The organism is Streptomyces sp. NPDC021225 (assembly GCF_044332865.1).
GTDB lineage: Bacteria > Actinomycetota > Actinomycetes > Streptomycetales > Streptomycetaceae > Streptomyces.
Map to the genome: position 1 here is coordinate 254354 of NZ_JBIRPV010000011.1, position 15855 is coordinate 270208.

A 15855-nucleotide genomic window follows, 5' to 3' on the forward strand; every position below is an offset into this window, starting at 1 on the left:
ACGCTTCGCGGCCTGGGAGATCGATGCGCCAACAGGCCGGGCCCTCACGGAGACCCTCATCCCCAGCCGCTGTTGTGGCCGGGGGAGGCCAGGCCAAGGACCTCTTCGGCGGTGTCGAGGGCCCGCTCGCAGGCTCGGAGGTCGCCAAGGCCCGCGTATGCCTCGGCCTGCACGGCGGCTACCCAGTGGCGGGCTGGCAGCAGACCATGGACGACGCCCTGAACTCCTGACGCGTCCGTACGCCCTCGCCTGAAAGGATCCGGCCGGTGCCGGACAGGACGGGTTGTGGAATCCATGACGGAAGAGGAGTCGCGCCAGAGGCGGCAGGCGCGCTTCGAAAGATTGGCGCACGTGGTGGTGGAACCGTTGCACCGGTATCTGTTGCGACGGACGAGCGCCGACATGGTCGACGACATCCTGGCGGAGGCGATGCTGGTGCTGTGGCGCCGTATTGACGACGCCCCCGGCCTGGGGCCGGCGCCAGGTTCCCTGCCCGACCCCGATGACGTGCTGCCGTGGTGCTACGGGGTGGCGCGGGGCTGCTTGGCGAATGCCCGCCGTGCCGACGGGCGCCGACTCCGGCTGGTGGAGCGGTTGATCCGGACGCAGGAACAGCAGCTGGCTGGGGTCGCCGACCACAGCGGTCTGCACGCCGCGCTCGCCGCCCTCGGGGCGCTGGACCGCGAGGTGGTGCGGCTGTGGGCGTGGGAGGAGCTGGCACCCCGGCAGATCGCGGAGGCGACCGGGCTGACGCCCAACGCGGTGAGCATCCGGCTACACCGGGCGAAAAAGAAACTCGCCGATCAGTTGGGGCGAAAGCATGACGAACCATCCGGACACAAGAGGGATGAAGGAAGGAGCGGTCAGTGAATGACGACGAGTTGCTGGCCCGGCTGAAGTCCGCGGACCCGGCGCTGACCCCGCATGCTCCGCTGCCCGACATCGACCGACTTGTGGAGGACATCTTGACCACCGACACCGCGCTCCAGACCGGCAATACGGCCCCCGCGAAGACCGCTGCGCGACGGAGCCGCCGTCAGCTCTTCGGACTCGCGGCAGCTGCCGGTCTGCTTCTGCTCGGCGGCGGCATCGCCGGAGGAGTCATGGCGAACAACGACAACGGGCACTCGGACTCGGCCGGCCCATTGACACTCACCACCCACAGCGGCTTCGGCAGCCAGAAGTGTGTGACACCCAGTCCCGACACCCTGCGCGGGTACCCGACCCTCTTCGTGGGAACGGTCACCTCCATCAAGGGCTCCACGGTCACCTTCCGCGTCGACTACTGGTTGAAGGGCGGCGACACGGCGACGGTCGTGCTCGACAGCGACGCGAGCCGGCCGGAGGCGCTGACGTTCTCGAAGGGTGAGCGCTACATCGTGGCTGCCGAGAACGGCGTCGTCCCGGTGTGTGGCGCGAACGGGGCCTCGGATGAGACCGTCGACGAGTTCCGCCAGGTATTCGGGAAGTAACGGAAAGCAGCTGCACGGACGATCCGAGCCCACCGACGGTCGCGGTGGGCTCGGGCCGGTTCGGGAAGTCGGATCGAGAGCTGATCTACCCCACCTGCCGCGCTACTCGTCATCGACTTCCAGCTCGTGGAGCCGCTCCGTGATGTCGTCGGCCCACGACTGTGCCCATCTGCGCAGTTCGGCGGTGGCTGCTTCGTCGAGGCCGTACGCGGCGAACTCGGCGTCGTCGATCCAGTCGATGCCGGTGAGCCGGGCCTGGAGGTCGTCGAGGTCGAAGGTGTCGCGGGCATGGCGTCGGCCGAGTGTCTCCAGTTCAGTATTACTCCAACGGTCCGCCGCAGCTCGGACATCAATCAGGTCGCGGGCGAGCCCGCGGTCGGCCAATGCGCGCACCTTGGTACCGACCACGTCTTCGAGGGAGAGCACCAGACCGTGTTCTGTCTTCACAGGCGGGCGCCAGAGTGCTTCTTTGAGGATGTCGACCTCACACTCTTCGCCGCTGCCGACATCAGTGACGATCAGCCGCGCGGACAGTGGATCGGTTTCCAACGCCCGGACGTGCCAACCGCGTTCTTCCAGTCCCGCGCGTACCGTCCGAGCGATGTTTGTCCATCCGTTCCGGATTCTCTGTAGCGACGTCCAGATCCTGGCTGAGCCGGTCGACCAACCCATGCGCTTGCACCGCGTAGCCGCCGGTGAGGACGAGCGGGTAGGCACCTCCCACGGCAAGCACATCTGAGAGCAGTCGACGGTGCAGGTCTGTGAGGTTCACGCGACGGCCTGGGCATGGTGAGCCAGCTCGGGAAAGGTGCTCTCCCAGGCGTCGCGGATGTCGCGACTGATCAAAGTGCGGAGGACGGGCCACATGCTGACCAGCAGGTCCTGGTTGAGGTACTGCACCAGATCGTCGTGCATCCCCTCGGCCAAGGCGATCCGGTAGAAGCTCATCCTCAGCCGGGGCTGGTCAAGATCGAAGTGAGTTAGCCCCGACCATGCCATGTGCAGCGGGAGGCCGACGATGCCATGGGCCGGGCCTGCGAGCGCCGAGAGCTCGGCGGGGAGCCGCCGAGTGAACTTGCCGCGGTGGGCCTCGGAGGCGCTGGGCGTTGATGCCATGTCTCGATTATTCCGCAGGGCAAAGCCGCTGGGGGCCTGCTGGAGAGAAGGGCTTGGTCAACAAACAAGGCCCGGGTCGCTGACCTGGGCCTTCGTCGTGGAGCGGGTGACGGGAATCGAACCCGCGCTCTGAGCTTGGGAATCACCGGCCAAAACGATCAGGATGTGTGCCTGACCTGCACGAACGCCTCCTCGGCCGGTTGCTCCGCGAGCTTTGTCATGGCCGCTGTTGTCCGTGGTTCCCCGAGCGTTCTGGCACGCATCTGGCACGGTCATGCTCCGGCTGAGCTCTGGGGTGGTTCCCGCACGGGTTGGTCGATGACTGCCGCGGAATGGGCGCCCAGCGGCTACGTGGCAGGGTCCATGTTGGTCGCGTACAATGCAATGTACATCACCAACATCGCGGGAGGTGCGGCATGTCCGTGACGCAAATCGATATCGATGATGACGCTCTGCAGCGGGCTATGGAGCTTTCCAAGGTGAGAACAAAGAAAGAAGCCGTCAACCTCGCACTCCACTTCTACGCCGAGCAACAGGAACGGGCGGCCCGTATCACTCGGCACTTCGAGCGGGCGCGTGAGTGGGGTGCCGTCGACGATGCAGAGGCGCTGCATGAGGCGGAGAAGCACAGTCGATGATGTATCTCCTCGATACGTCGGGTCTCGTCCGGCTGCTCCGTGAGCCAAAACTGCAGTCGGCCTGGTACGACGCGATCGATGCCGGGACCATTGCGTCCTGTTATCCCCAGCGTGCGGAGTTCTTGTACAGCGCCCGGAACATGCGGGAGTACAACGAGATCACGGAGATGTTCACCGACCTCTACCCTGACGTGTCGGTGCCAAAGAACGCGGGGCGCTGGATCGGCGCGGTACAGCATCGCATGGCCCAGGCCGGGGAACACCGCAGCGCCTCACCGGTGGACCTGATGATCGCCGCTACGGCAGCTCACCATGGTTTGGTCGTCCTGCATGACGATGCTGACTACCGCGTTGTCGCACGGCACGCATCGGATTTCGACGAGCACAGCATCCTGGGAACGGTATGACGTGGGCTTACCGTGGACTTGTTGTTGACGACAGGCCGCAGGCAGGTCGCGACCACTGAGCAGACCGGCGGGCGAGCACCGTCGGCGGCGGTGAGGAAGTGTTGGCGCGTAGCCGTACCGTCGGCGAGAAGCGCCGCGCAGCAGAGTGCCGGGATGAGCTTCGGGGTCACCCCTTACCTGACGGGATGTGGCCGGCTCTAGCCGATCTCAAAATCAGGGAGTGCAAGTGAGCACGGTCAGTTGGGAGGAGACCAGGCGCAAGGCACGCGAGCGGCGCGAGGCTGCCGGGCTGCCGGTGCGATCGGCGCAGGAAAAGCAGGCAGCGATGGACCGGCTGAACCGCAGAGGTACGCGCTCACAAGCTCGCAGAGGTCCGGCGTGAGCAGGCGCTGACTCAGCGCCAAGTTGCCGCGCCCCTGGGAGTCTCCACGTCCCGGGTGTCGAGGCGCTGGGCGGTCGGCTTCGTGTGGCCGCGGACTTCGGGGATGCCGAGTACACCGTGGCCGGAGAACGCGTCGGCCCCGGGCATCCGTGTACAGAGACGTGAGTCGGCTCCAGCGGCACGGGAACGCAACGGGCACGAGACGCTTGGCGAGGTCTAGACAACAAACAAGGCCCGGGTCGTTGACCTGGGCCTTCGTCGTGGAGCGGGTGACGGGAATCGAACCCGCGCTCTGAGCTTGGGAATCACAGGGCCTGGCGCGGCGCCAAACCTGTTCTGACCTGCTGGAACGGGCCATCTGGCCTGCCACGCGGGGCTCATCTTCGCCCGTGATTGACCCTGGTTCACCGCCCCATCGGGCACACAACGGGCACGCCGGGGGGTCACGCCCTGGATGCGGAGGACACGGCGGTATGGACACGTCCGAGCGTCATGGCTGGTGTCGGCGCGAAGCTTGCCGGGGCGGCGTCGGCGTGGTCCGCGGCGGGAGCGGATGGCGGGTATCCCGCAGATCAGTGGCTTGAGGGCGAGGCTGTCGTAGGTGTTCGCTGCGGACACGGCGACGGCCAGCGGGATGCCCTGGGCCTCGGACAGCACGTGCAGTTTGCTGCCCTTCTTGCCGCGATAGACCGGATTCGGCCCGGTCAGCGAGCCCCCTTTTCGCCCGCACCGACGCCGCGTCGACGATCGCGGAGGTCCAGTCCAGCTCGCCCCGGGCGCCGAGTTCGTCCAGGACCGCCCGGTGCAGCCGCCGCCACAGCCCTGCTCTCGTCCACACAATGAACCGGTGGTGCGCGGTGGCGGGCGAGACGCCGAACGTCTCCGGCAGATGCCGCCAGGAACACCCGCTGGTCAGGACGTACACCACCGCCGTGAGCACAGCCCGCTCGTCTCGCGGAGCAGTCCCGCCGCCTTGCGGACGGGACTTGAACGACGGCCCCACCGCCGGGGTCGCCCGTCCAACCACCCGTCAGGTTGGAAACGGCTCCTTGTATGTGCAGAGATGCGAGAGACAGCCAACACGCAACGGGGACTGGCAATAGTCTCGGCCCATGGCGACCTTCAACCAGCAGAACCAGACCGTTTACGGCGGCCAGAACAACGCCGAGACCATCAATCAGGTCCAGTACAGGACAGAAGGCATCACTCTGGAAGCAGCTCGTGAACAGCTGGACGAGGTCATCGATGTCGCGTGCGCAGAGGACTCCCAGCTTGACCAACTAGGGCGAGACGAGCTAATTGCGGCCCGTCAAGACCTGGAGACAGGCGACACCGCTACCGCAAGGCGGCGCCTTGAGCGTGCACGTGCTTGGCTCGCAGATTCTGTTGGGTTGGCGACACTGGCAGCAACCGTCGGCCAGATTGCCGGGGGCTTGAGTGGCTGAAGCAAGTTTCAATCAGAGCCGACAAAGCGTCACAGGAAACCAGTACAACGCTGAGCATATTGTTTTCGGGGCGACGGGCGGGCTGGATAGAGTCCGCCATGAGCTGGTCCTTGATATATACGCAGAGGGGAATACCCTACTGGACGACTTCTGTCGCACCGTGAGAGAGGTGCCGTTTCTGCATCTCGCCGACTGGTCAAAGAAAGTCGAATACCCTAAAGAATTCGAGTCGCGGTGCGATTCACTGCTGCGCCTACTACTGAAGGCCAAGGCGCTCGGCGTTCAGACACGCGACTCCCCGCTAGATGATGTCCTCTCGATCCTACTCACCTGGATCAGGAGTATAAGAGAATTTATCGCTGGTGACCCGACGATTCAGCGAGCAACCGCAATGGAGGCGATCTTGGCGTACATGTATTCTTCGGAACATGAAGAAGATGCGCCTACAACCGGGGATCTAGTGGAATTGATGGCGGGGGACAAGATTCTATTGGGGTATAGCAATGTGGTACTCAGGAAATCAGTAACAGACGCCCTAGACATGCTGCGACATGCTGAATTTGGCGTCTGGTGACGCCATCGCAGACCTGACGACGGGCCGGCCGGTACATCGAGATGGCGTCGCGCCCCCGAACCGGCCCTGCTCGATCTCGCCGCGCTCGCGATCTATGGGTGGGTGAAGCGGTAGGCAGCGGTTGTCAGTGCCGTATGGGATGGTGCGCTTCAGACCTGACTACTGGGAGGGGCCATGAGTACTTCGGACCGTCGTTCATACATAAGAGGATGTCTCACGTGGGCGTTCGCTGATACGGCATGATGTTGGATCGTGGGGGCTGATCTGTCGCGTCGGCTTGTGCCGGACGAGCTGTGGGAGCTGACCGCTCCGTTGTTGCCGAGATTCATGACGACGCGCTCTGTCGGCGGCAGAGATCTTCCTCCCCAGGCTGGATCCGATGTCGGCGACAACCGCTTTAGGAGTTCGGTCCGGCGGGCTTAGGGGTCGGCTGGTACGGCGTCTGACCTGTTCTCCTGGGTCGTCTGGATTCGCTGGCGTCCGGTCTCGTTGATGTCAGCCGTTGATGTCAGTAGCGGCCCGACGGCTCAAGGACGCCTACTCCGTTACACCACGCGGATCCGCAGGCCGGTTCCGTCACTTCCGACCGAGACGGCTTGGTGGGGTCCGCTTGCAACCGTACCTGTGGCGACGGTCGCCCATGCATCGCGAAGTCGGTGAGCCCTTCGCAGGTAGGCACTCATTCTGCCCTCACGAAGATTTTCGTACATCCCCTTTTCGACGCCTCTGAAAATTTCAAGTGAGGCCCCATTGGGGAGTGGCATGGAATACTTGAGGCCAACGAACGGGTGTGAATCGATTCTAAACTCGGATCCTACAGTGAAACTCTGCCAGTCCGGGGCCGGATCGTCTAAGGGTAAGCGCTGGTAATCTTCGGCTCGTGGGGAGGTGAATTGCGATGCAGAAGTATTGTCGCCCGCGAACCGCAGAACAGAGTGGGCTGCGCTTCTCGCTAGAATTCGGAATAGCCACTCTTTCCCACTCTCGGGCACCTGGAAAATAGTGGGAAGTTCCTCCAGGCTTGCCTCGTACGCGGTGTGCGCGGTCGCCAATTCGGCATCACTAGGCTCGAATTCTCCAACTCCGAGAAGTTCTCGCTGCCGTGCATGGAACTGTTCGAAGGTGGGCTTTCCTGACGTCCACTGCTGAGGGCCAGGGTCCTCGGACAGTAACGCATCGAGTTCTGCAGGTTCTCCCTCCCATAGGTCGTCATTTCCAGGCGGATCGAGTACGTCAATGGAGACGCCTGATGTGGACAGGCGAGATGCTACGATTAGGCTTGGCAGGGTTCGAGCCGCTACCTCAACGGAACCTACTTGAAGAGAAGCTGTGGCCAACTGCTTCCTAGAATGGTAGGAATTACCGTGCGTGCCTTTGCACTCCAAGACGTACACCTTGCACCCTGAATTTCCGCCTCCGGCGCGACGGCCGACTAGGAAATAATCTGGGCGCATTGTTGCTTTGTTCTTCTGTCTGACTAAGCCTACTCCTTCAATAAAGCCAGCTGCGAGGGCGACGTCCACGTCAACGCCCGAAAACAGCCATCCGGGGTGTTTTCGCTCAAGGATTCTTTTCGCCACTACAAGAGCCAAGCCAACCCCGAGTTGTTCCGACTGTGCCACCTTGTGATGGTGGACTATGTCGGAGCCTGCCTGAGTTAGGGACAAGATCTGCTTTTGATTGCTCACAAGAGTGGCGCAGTAGCGTACGTGTGCCCAGTGGCGCGCTATGTCGGCGAAAGGTGAAGCAGTAATGAATGTAGTGGCCAACCCTAATTCGCGCAGTACTTCCGCCGGGCTTGATTCGATCCCGGTAAATAACTTGGACGGGATTGCGTACACTGGCTTCCGATAGAGGCTGGAAGCACCGCGCTTTGGACCGACGCGTTCCCGGGCTTCTTTTTCGACCTCTTCCGCTAATTCCGGTGTGGAGCTCACAATGAGCTTGGAAGGCGTTCCCAGCGCGCGCACTAAGGCGCTAAAGTCAAGTTGCACGCTTCCCCCTAGTGCGTAGCACTACTTGGCAGATCGACGGTAGATGCACAGACAGGCCGGCACAAGACCACCTGCCGCGACGCAAGCATGGTGTGTGCTGGAGCCGGGGGCCGTGTTGATGGTCGTCCGCTTCCAGTGGGCCTCGGTGCGCTGAGATACGCCCGGCCCGCTGAGGTGACCGCGGATCTAGCCCTGCTGTTCAGCCACTTGACGGGGTGTTCGCTGAGGTCGCCTGTTGCCGTGAGGCATATCCGTGAACAGCAGACTTGCAACCCGACATCCCTCACAATGGGTTCATGGACGTCAAAGATCTGCGGCTCCCGGACCGATTTGAGCGACTTCGCGACCTTGGTGATGAAACGCTGACCTCGATCATCGTCCCGGTCGAACCGATGCTCGAGGAGCTGGACGAGCGTTTCATGGACATGCGTGCTGCCGATCGGGGGTCGCTCATGATCCTCCGAGGCACGTCCGGGGCAGGGAAGTCCACCTTTCTCGACACCGTCGGCTTCTTTCGTCAGCGTGTCTCAACTCGCCGAGTTGCCCGGGATGTAGATGTCGCCCAAGCTCTCCGTGAATCCTTAAGTGCAGATAATACCGTTATCGTACTTGAGGGCCGTGAGGCCCTAAGGGATGTCTCCGGGGCTGAGATTGAATCCGCCATGCATGAGATCAATCAATTCGTTAGGTCGGAGGCGGGGAAGCGTTCTCTCGTTGTCTGGCCGACTAACCGCGATGATCTCGCCGAGTTGCTAGTCGGCATTGGGGAGAGTCTGGGGCGAGAGGCCCTTTTCGGTATTTCGAACCCTGTTACTTCTTTTAAAGGGCCACCTAAAACAGAGTTTGCAAGGATTGCCCAGCAGACCGTCTCTGTTCTGAATGAGGGTGCGTCGCTCGACGCTTTGGGTATTTCTGTGGACTTGGCCAACAATCTTGCAGAGCAGTCCGATACCATCGGCAGCTATCTCGCCAGGATTCGAATGGCTGCGGTCCGTGCTGGTGCTCGGGTCGAGAAGCTTCTTGCAAAGGAGCGTTATCGAATGTGGACTCTAACCGTATCTGGGAATGACGTGGAGGGCGACGTTGCGGCGCTGACTCGAGGAGGATTCTCCGCCGCTGACGTTGATCGGCTTTTGAGTTCCACTGGCGCTAATGTCGTTAGTGATCTTAAGAAGCATCCAGAACAGACGGGTATTCTCGGCACTGTCCTTGATGCGCGCATCGTGAACATGGATATGGTTTGCATGCTCGCTGCGACCAGAACATACGGCAGCCCTGAGCTACATAAGGTCATGCAATCCAAAGACATGATCACGGCGCGAGATGGTAGCGCCGCGCGTCGGCTCCTTGAGAGTGATCTAGGCATCCTGCTGCAAGATAATCCCTTGGGGACGCGAAAGCGTGGTCCCAAGCCGGGTTCTAATACCAAGGATGCGTTCGCGAAGCTGGTGGAGATCTCCAGGACTAATGATGGGCTTCTGAACGATGCGCTAGGGCGGGGTTTGGTTGAAACGGGGCTCATCGACAGCTACGAAACTGAGCGGAATCTCGGAACAGACCTCGTCTTCAACAGTGACATCTACTGCCTTAAAAACGGAGCGCCGATTCGCCTGGAGTTGATGTGGCGAGCGAAGACGGGCCGAGCGACCATCGCGAACTACGTACTTGGAAAGATCAACAACTACGGGAAGGCGATCGGAGTTATCAAGTAGCGGCGGCTCCGAAGCGAGGTCGGTGGAGCGGCTTTGGGGTGGCGCTGCTTTGGCGCGAGTGATCATGGCCCCGTAAGCTTCCGGCGCGTCGGGCAGTCTGTGGACCTGCCCGGTAAAGCACGACGTTGGGGCCATGATCTTCGAGGCTCGCGCCAAAGTGGCTCCGTAAAGCCGTGGAGCCGACCGCCCCAGCCACTACGCACCCCTTCTCTGACATCAGCGGCTGATTGCTGTGCGCGCGGCACGGGCGGCGGCCGGGCTGGAGCGGGGCGGAGACAGGAGCGCAGGCCCGGCCGGGGGCCGGGCCGCGCGCGGCGAGCGGATGCGAGCCGACTTGAACCCGTAGAGAAGGTTGTAACTCACTGCTTGCGCTTGGCGTTGTCCGATCCCGGTAGATGCTTGGCGCGTTCGTGCTCGATGTACTTCATGACGAACTGGGCGCCCTCAATGATCCGTTGAAGCTTGTCGAGCACGTCTTCGCGGGCCGTCTGCATGAGTTGTTCCGGTGATGGGGTGCCCTCGCTGGTGTCGGCTGGGGTCCAGAAGGTCTTGTGACTGCGGTCGCGGACGATCTGCTGACACGTGCGGATGACCCAGTTCATCGCCACGGTGATCTCGTCACGGTGGAGCTGGTCCATCTCCCAGCCGTCGTTGCGGCCCGAGGTCGGTGGGGTGGTCATCCGGCCCCTCCTTGTGGGGCGAGTGCGGTTGGGGTGAGGAGTTCGGCTGTGACTGTGCGGCCGTGTTCGTCGCCCGTGATGCCGAGGTGGTTGGCGAGGGCCATGACGATGCTCAGGCCCCGGCCGTGGGTGGCGTCCTGGTCCGGCTCGATCGGGTGAGGCTTCCCCGGCTGGCCTCCGGCGTCGGTCACGGAGATCGCGACGACTTGTGCGGACAGGGCGAGTGCGACGTGGAAGGTCCCTGTGGGCTTGCCGCTGGCGGTGTGGGTCACGGCGTTGGTGCTCAGTTCGCTGACGATGAGCGTTGCCATCTTGGCGCATGGGTGGTCGCTGAGGATGTCGCGGGTCCAGCGGCGGGCGCGGCCGATCTCTTCTGGGAATCCTGGGCAAGTCAGTCCCCAGGCACGAACGCTACTCATATACTCGTGCATACAAGTTCCTCTATGCTGGTAGGGGCCATAGGCCATGGGTCATGGGTTCGTGCTAGATGAGTCGAACGCCGTCGTGGGCGCGGACGGCCGGCGGGGTCGTGTGGTCGAGCGCGTCCAGGACGCGGATCGCGTACGCCTCGTCGGCCAGCTCGATGACCTCTTCGCGGGTGGCCCAGCGAAGTGCCCGGGTCTCCGCTCCGGTGGTCGGGGTGCCGTCGATCGCCTCGCAGCGGAAGACCATGGAGACGATCAGGCGGGCCATGTTCTTGTAGACGCCAGTGAGGGTCGCGGGGAGCGCGATCTTGATGCCGGTCTCCTCGAGGACTTCGCGCTGAAGTGCGTCGGGGATGGTTTCTCCGGGTTCTAGCACTCCACCGGGCGGTTCCCACTTACCGTTGTCCCGTCGCTTGATCAGCAACGCGCGGCCAGCGTCGTCGACGATGACTCCGGCGACGCTCACGGAGTGCGGGCGATCAGTGCTCACGTTCCTCTGCCCTCCCGGCTGGCTAGGCTCTCCACCGTAGCAACCAGGGTCAGCCGCTCGTCTAGACACCTAAAGGAGTAGAAACACATGCCTTCTCTGACTTCCGTCCTGGGCGCGCTGGACCCGACCAGCGATCGGGCCGTGTTCCGGCAGATCGCCGACCGGCTGCGCGAAGCGATCGACAAGGGCCGCTTCAAGGAGGGCGACAAGCTGCCCTCGGAAACTGAGCTCGTCGAGCACTTCGGCGTCTCACGGATGACCGTCCGCAACGCGCTGGCCCTGCTCCAGCAAGAAGGGCTCGCCGTCTCCGAGCACGGCAAGGGTGTCTTCGTCCGGCCCCGGCCGCCCGTGCGGCGCCTGGCCTCGGACCGTTTTGCGCGGCGTCATCGTGATCAGGGCAAGTCGGCGTTCACGGTGGAGGCGGAAGCCGCGGGAAGCCGCCCCGAGGTGGACAGCCTGGAGGTCAAGGAGGAGCGGCCCTCGCAGGACATCGCCGCCCGGCTCGGCTCGCCACGGAAGGTGCTCGCCCGTCGGCGCCGGTATCTGCTCGATGGGCGGCCGGTGGAGTTCGCCACCTCGTACCTGCCGCTCGATCTCGCCCGGGACACCCCGATCGCCCAGCCCAACCCCGGCCCCGGCGGCATCTACGCCCGGCTGGAAGAGATGGGCCACCACCTGGACCACTTCGACGAGGAGATCCGCGCCCGGATGCCCTCCCCGCAGGAAGTCCGCACGCTGCACCTCGCCTCGGGCGTACCGGTGATCCACCTGATCCGCACGGCCTACGACTCAGAGGGGCGGGCCGTGGAGGTCTGCGACACCGTGATGGCCGCTGACGCTTACGTCCTCTCCTACCAGCTGCCCGCCACCTGACAGGCGGGCCGGATGGCGCGCTCGGCGGCTGCGGTGGGCCGCTTCTCTCGACTCGTACACACCAAGACACATACTCGTATAGACGAGTGGGCAAGTTGTGTGGCATGGTGGTCCCCGTTCCCCGCCCGTTCGGGTCGGAGGGCAGCAACTCATCTAGATGACTAGATGGTTGAAGTGTGAGAGAAGGAGAAGCAGTTGCGTTCCATCCGTGTTGACGTGTCTTCCGCGACGATCCTGCTGACTGAGGCACCTGAGCCGAAGGTGAAGGACCGGCAGACCGGCGAGATCGCAAAGGATGCCCAGAGCGGTGAGGCCCTGATGCGCTTGGGAGTTGTCTACATCGACGGCGGGGAGTCCTCCCTGCTTCAGGTGACCGTGCCGGAGAGCGGGGTGACGGACGGGCTGGCGCTTGGTTCGCCGGTCACGCTGATCGGGTTGATTGCGCGGCCGTGGGAGAGCGTGTTCAACGGGCAGCAGCGGCACGGCATCGCCTTCCGGGCCGACGCCATCGCCCCGGCCGTCATACCGGTCGGTGCGGGGGCCTGAGCCTGATGACCGATGTGACGACGCTGCTGGAGGTGGGTGGTCCCGTTGCCGCGACGGTCGGCGGGGCCGCCTACCTCCGGGCCAAGCATCCGGCCGCGTACTGGTCGACGGTCGGTCTGCCGGTCTCCACGGTGAAGCTGCTCGGGTCGTACGGGGCGGTGATGGACGCTTGCGGGCTGACCGTGCCGCCGTCCCGGCTCCGGGCCTGGGCCATACAGGCACTCACCCGCCGGGAGGTCCGGCCGGTCCCGCCGCGACGCGGGATCATCCGGCCGACATCGACCGGGCTGCGGGTCCGCCTGCGGCTGGCCCCGGGACAAGAACCCGCCGACGTGGCGGCCTCGGCCGAACGGCTCCGGCACGCCTGGGGCGTCCACGGCGTATACGTCGAGGAGATCAAGCCGGGCGTCGTGGAGCTGAGGCTGATCGGCTTCGATGTCCTGCGGAAGGTCCGGATGCCCCGTAAGACGGTGGGCGGCTTCCTCAAGGTGCCGGTGGCGCTGCGGGAGGACGCCACGCCGTTCGTACGGGACTACCGGGCCATCCCACACCAACTCACCCTCGGCGCCACGTTGTCGGGGAAGTCGATGTTCCTGCGGCACCTGATCACCGGCCTGGCGCGGCAACCGGTCGCGCTGGTCGGGATCGACTGCAAACGGGGTGTGGAACTGGCGCCGTTCGCCCCGCGACTGTCGGCGCTGGCCACCGATCCTGTGCAGGCGGCCGAGCTGCTGCCGGTGCTCGTTGAGTTGATGGAGGACCGGTACGACCTGATCAAGGCCCGGCAGGGCATCGCCCCGAGCACTCCGGACGAGGAGATCACCTCCGACATCTGGGGGCTTCCGGAGGATGAGCGGCCGGTGCCGGTGGTGCTGCTCGTGGACGAGGTGGCCGAACTCTTCCTCGTCGCCACGCGGAAAGACGAGGAGAGGCGGGACGAGATGGTCACCCAGCTCATCCGGCTCGCCCAACTCGGCCGCGCGGCGGGCATCTACCTGGAGGTGTGCGGGCAGAGGTTCGGCGCCGAGCTGGGCAAGGGCGCCACCATGCTGCGGGCTCAGCTCACGGGTCGGGTCTGCCACCGCGTGAACGATGAAGCCTCCGCCAAGATGGCGCTCGGCGACATCGCCCCCGAAGCGGTCGGCGCGGCCTGTGCCATCGCGCCCGAACGGCCCGGCCTCGCGGTCGCCGGGGACACCTCCGGCGGCTGGTCCCGCATCCGCACCCCCTACCTGTCACTCGCAGACGCTGCCGCCACCTGCCGCGACAACGCGCACCTGGTGCCCGACCTGCCCGCGCTCGAACCATTCCGGCTCGCCGTGCCGGCCGTCCCGGCGAGCGCTCCGACGCTGGTCAAGCCCGTTCCGGCTACCGAGTAACCCCTTCATCCCACGGTCGGCGTGACCGTATCGCGCCAAGTCCCTACCCCCGCCATGCCTGAACCCGGAAGGAATCGACCATGTCCCGACCCTCGATCTCCGAGGTCTCCGCCCTCATCGCTGACCTGGCCAACTACCGCAAACACAGAGTCGGCGACCTCGCTGACCTGATGAGCCGCAAGGCAGACCTGTTGGAACGCATCGCCGCCGACAGCCCTGGTGACACCGAGGCTGCTGAGGTCGCCGCCATTGCCCGCGACAGGGCCGACGCGCTCAAGGGCGCCGACTGAGCGGGAGGGAAGACTATGCGTGCTCATCTGGCGCGTGTTGACGCGGTGCTCGTACAAGCGGTCATCGCCGCCGCGCTGTCCTTCGCTCACCTGCACGACCTGGCCTCGGCGGCCGGACAGGACGGGTGGAAGGCGTGGGCCTATCCGGTGTCCGTGGATCTGCTGCTCGTGGCGGCTTGGCGGCGGTTGCGGTCCGGGGCGTCCAAGGCGGCGGGCTGGTGCTGGTTCGTCGTCGCCCTGGCTGCGTCGCTCGGGGCGAACGTCGCCACCGCCGGGCTGCTCGACCTGGCCGACGTACCGGCCTGGCTGCGCATCCTCGTCGCCGGATGGCCCGCCGTCGCCTTCCTCGGCGGGACCCTGCTCGCCCACACCGCGCCCGCTGCCGAACCCGCGCCGGTGGCTGTCGAGCGGGAAACCGCGGGTCCACCCGCCGAACCCGAGAAGCCGCAGCTGCCTGTCCCGCATGTTCCGGCCGCGCTCGTCACCCACGCGCGCAAGCTCGCCGACGAACACCACGCCCGCACCGGCTCACCCATCGGCCCCGACACCCTGCGCGCCCGCCTCGGCGTGCCCGCGCCGCTCGCCGACGCCATCGCCGCCCGTCTCTGAGAGGAGTCCCCATGTCGCTCCGCCGCTTCCGCAACATCGCTCGCATCGGCCCTGTCCGGGTCGGTACCGCCTACGACCAGCGGGGCCGCGAGAAGCACACCGCCGTATGCACCGCACCGCGCTGCGACTTCTCCGCTGACTACGACACTCGGGCCGCCGCCGAGCTGGCCGCCCGTACGCACCGCTGCCCTGTCCGCTGAAAGGAGATCCCCGTGATCGTTAGCCTGCCTCTGATCTTCGTCCTCGGAGCCATCACCTGGTTCGCGATCAAGTTCCTCGGCGTCCGAGTCTGGGTCGTCGTCGTGATCGCTCTGTTCGGCTTCTGGCTCTCCCACACCGTTCTCGCCCCGGTCATTGAATCCGGCACGCGCTCCGGCGTGGACGTCGTCAACCGCTAACACCACTCACCTAGACGAGTAGCTGAGAGGAGATGCATCGTGTTCCGACCCAAGTTCCCCGAGGCCCCCGCCCTGCCCTCCACCCACGTGATCAGCCCGAGCGTCCCGGCCGTCCAGCACGGGCACGCCCCGGCCTGCTCCTGCCAGCACACCGCCCCCGCGCCTGCGCCCGCTCATCGGATGGTGCCCGGGTTCAGCGCTGGGACCGTCGCCGCCGTGGTCACGGTCGGCATCGTCCTGACGGCTCTGCTCGCTGCTGTCGCCGTCACGGCTATCTCCGTCGCGGTCGCTGCCGTCGTCATGCGCTCACTGCTCGGCAACCAGCGGCGCCGCTGAACCGCAACACGACTGCCGGGGCGGCCTCGATACCGCCAAGCATCCGCCGCCCCGGCAGCCCAACCCCTCCCGACCAGAGTCGAAAGAGG

General features: G+C 64.8%; 22 protein-coding genes and 1 pseudogene. 16 read left to right on the top strand and 7 right to left on the bottom strand.

All coding sequences use genetic code 11. The features are described from left to right. The first annotated feature begins 74 nt into the window (after positions 1-74). From ACH4S9_RS36475 to ACH4S9_RS36485, 3 genes are all read left to right on the top strand, one after another. Positions 75-230 carry a hypothetical protein gene (locus ACH4S9_RS36475; RefSeq protein WP_385347339.1) on the top strand — a complete coding sequence of 52 codons (156 nt, stop codon included), beginning with the start codon at positions 75-77 and terminating at the stop codon, positions 228-230. A gap of 64 nt (positions 231-294) precedes the next feature. Next, positions 295-870, top strand: a complete 576-nt coding sequence (locus tag ACH4S9_RS36480; RefSeq protein WP_385347393.1) for an RNA polymerase sigma factor — start codon at positions 295-297, stop codon at positions 868-870. Beyond that, entirely contained in the window at positions 867-1472 is a 606-nt protein-coding gene (locus ACH4S9_RS36485; protein ID WP_398375853.1) for a hypothetical protein, read from the top strand. Before ACH4S9_RS36480 ends, ACH4S9_RS36485 begins: the two co-directional genes overlap by 4 nt. A 102-nt stretch (positions 1473-1574) precedes the next feature. Here ACH4S9_RS36485 and ACH4S9_RS36490 read toward each other — a convergent pair. Both ACH4S9_RS36490 and ACH4S9_RS36495 read right to left on the bottom strand, forming a co-directional pair. Continuing rightward, positions 1575-2244 (bottom strand): annotated as a pseudogene (locus ACH4S9_RS36490) (nucleotidyl transferase AbiEii/AbiGii toxin family protein). After that, on the bottom strand, positions 2241-2588 hold the full coding sequence (locus tag ACH4S9_RS36495) for a transcriptional regulator (RefSeq protein ID WP_385347343.1): 348 nt from the start codon (positions 2586-2588) through the stop codon (positions 2241-2243). The pseudogene ACH4S9_RS36490 and the gene ACH4S9_RS36495 overlap by 4 nt, the downstream one beginning before the upstream one ends. 416 nt (positions 2589-3004) lie before the next feature. Between ACH4S9_RS36495 and ACH4S9_RS36500 the strand changes: the two genes are divergently transcribed. Continuing rightward, positions 3005-3226, top strand: coding sequence for a type II toxin-antitoxin system VapB family antitoxin (locus ACH4S9_RS36500; RefSeq protein WP_311728473.1), 222 nt, complete (start codon positions 3005-3007; stop codon positions 3224-3226). Beyond that, positions 3223-3633 carry a PIN domain-containing protein gene (locus tag ACH4S9_RS36505; RefSeq protein WP_385347345.1) on the top strand — a complete coding sequence of 137 codons (411 nt, stop codon included), beginning with the start codon at positions 3223-3225 and terminating at the stop codon, positions 3631-3633. Before ACH4S9_RS36500 ends, ACH4S9_RS36505 begins: the two co-directional genes overlap by 4 nt. 872 nt (positions 3634-4505) lie before the next feature. Here ACH4S9_RS36505 and ACH4S9_RS36510 read toward each other — a convergent pair. Then, positions 4506-5042, bottom strand: a complete 537-nt coding sequence (locus tag ACH4S9_RS36510; RefSeq protein WP_398375856.1) for a transposase — start codon at positions 5040-5042, stop codon at positions 4506-4508. A gap of 85 nt (positions 5043-5127) precedes the next feature. Here ACH4S9_RS36510 and ACH4S9_RS36515 point away from each other — a divergent pair, with 85 nt between their 5' ends. Both ACH4S9_RS36515 and ACH4S9_RS36520 read left to right on the top strand, forming a co-directional pair. Further along, positions 5128-5460, top strand: coding sequence for a hypothetical protein (locus ACH4S9_RS36515; RefSeq protein ID WP_398375858.1), 333 nt, complete (start codon positions 5128-5130; stop codon positions 5458-5460). Next, positions 5453-6034: a hypothetical protein gene (locus tag ACH4S9_RS36520; protein WP_398375860.1), complete on the top strand. Its 582-nt coding sequence runs from the start codon at positions 5453-5455 to the stop codon at positions 6032-6034. The genes ACH4S9_RS36515 and ACH4S9_RS36520 overlap by 8 nt, the downstream gene beginning before the upstream one ends. Positions 6035-6579: 545 nt before the next feature. Here the strand turns inward: ACH4S9_RS36520 and ACH4S9_RS36525 are convergent. Then, a complete protein-coding gene (locus ACH4S9_RS36525; protein WP_398375862.1) occupies positions 6580-7656 on the bottom strand; it encodes a hypothetical protein in 1077 nt (358 codons plus the stop codon). A 668-nt stretch (positions 7657-8324) separates the two neighbouring features. Between ACH4S9_RS36525 and ACH4S9_RS36530 the strand changes: the two genes are divergently transcribed. After that, positions 8325-9740, top strand: coding sequence for a hypothetical protein (locus tag ACH4S9_RS36530; RefSeq protein ID WP_398375864.1), 1416 nt, complete (start codon positions 8325-8327; stop codon positions 9738-9740). A gap of 359 nt (positions 9741-10099) precedes the next feature. On the opposite strand, the gene ACH4S9_RS36535 is transcribed toward ACH4S9_RS36530, so the two are convergent. The 3 genes from ACH4S9_RS36535 to ACH4S9_RS36545 are packed head-to-tail and all read right to left on the bottom strand — an operon-like array spanning position 10100 to position 11311. Further along, positions 10100-10420, bottom strand: a complete 321-nt coding sequence (locus ACH4S9_RS36535) for a hypothetical protein (protein WP_398375866.1) — start codon at positions 10418-10420, stop codon at positions 10100-10102. Further along, positions 10417-10887: an ATP-binding protein gene (locus ACH4S9_RS36540; protein ID WP_398375868.1), complete on the bottom strand. Its 471-nt coding sequence runs from the start codon at positions 10885-10887 to the stop codon at positions 10417-10419. The genes ACH4S9_RS36535 and ACH4S9_RS36540 overlap by 4 nt, the downstream gene beginning before the upstream one ends. Before the next feature lie 16 nt (positions 10888-10903). Continuing rightward, a complete protein-coding gene (locus ACH4S9_RS36545; protein ID WP_398375932.1) occupies positions 10904-11311 on the bottom strand; it encodes an NUDIX hydrolase in 408 nt (135 codons plus the stop codon). A 111-nt stretch (positions 11312-11422) separates the two neighbouring features. Between ACH4S9_RS36545 and ACH4S9_RS36550 the strand changes: the two genes are divergently transcribed. From ACH4S9_RS36550 to ACH4S9_RS36585, 8 genes are all read left to right on the top strand, one after another. Continuing rightward, on the top strand, positions 11423-12208 hold the full coding sequence (locus ACH4S9_RS36550; protein WP_398375870.1) for a GntR family transcriptional regulator: 786 nt from the start codon (positions 11423-11425) through the stop codon (positions 12206-12208). A 195-nt stretch (positions 12209-12403) separates the two neighbouring features. Beyond that, positions 12404-12754 carry a hypothetical protein gene (locus ACH4S9_RS36555; RefSeq protein WP_398375873.1) on the top strand — a complete coding sequence of 117 codons (351 nt, stop codon included), beginning with the start codon at positions 12404-12406 and terminating at the stop codon, positions 12752-12754. Between the two features lie 5 nt (positions 12755-12759). Next, positions 12760-14133, top strand: coding sequence for an FtsK/SpoIIIE domain-containing protein (locus ACH4S9_RS36560; RefSeq protein ID WP_398375875.1), 1374 nt, complete (start codon positions 12760-12762; stop codon positions 14131-14133). 80 nt (positions 14134-14213) lie between these two features. After that, positions 14214-14423, top strand: a complete 210-nt coding sequence (locus ACH4S9_RS36565; RefSeq protein ID WP_398375877.1) for a hypothetical protein — start codon at positions 14214-14216, stop codon at positions 14421-14423. Between the two features lie 15 nt (positions 14424-14438). Further along, entirely contained in the window at positions 14439-15032 is a 594-nt protein-coding gene (locus tag ACH4S9_RS36570) for a DUF2637 domain-containing protein (RefSeq protein ID WP_398375879.1), read from the top strand. A gap of 11 nt (positions 15033-15043) precedes the next feature. Then, positions 15044-15232 carry a mobile element transfer protein gene (locus ACH4S9_RS36575; RefSeq protein ID WP_014177726.1) on the top strand — a complete coding sequence of 63 codons (189 nt, stop codon included), beginning with the start codon at positions 15044-15046 and terminating at the stop codon, positions 15230-15232. A 12-nt stretch (positions 15233-15244) separates the two neighbouring features. Then, positions 15245-15430, top strand: coding sequence for a hypothetical protein (locus ACH4S9_RS36580; protein WP_398375882.1), 186 nt, complete (start codon positions 15245-15247; stop codon positions 15428-15430). Positions 15431-15469: 39 nt separating this feature from the next. After that, complete coding sequence (locus ACH4S9_RS36585) at positions 15470-15766, top strand: hypothetical protein (RefSeq protein WP_398375885.1); 297 nt, start codon at positions 15470-15472, stop codon at positions 15764-15766. The last annotated feature ends 89 nt before the right edge of the window (positions 15767-15855 follow it).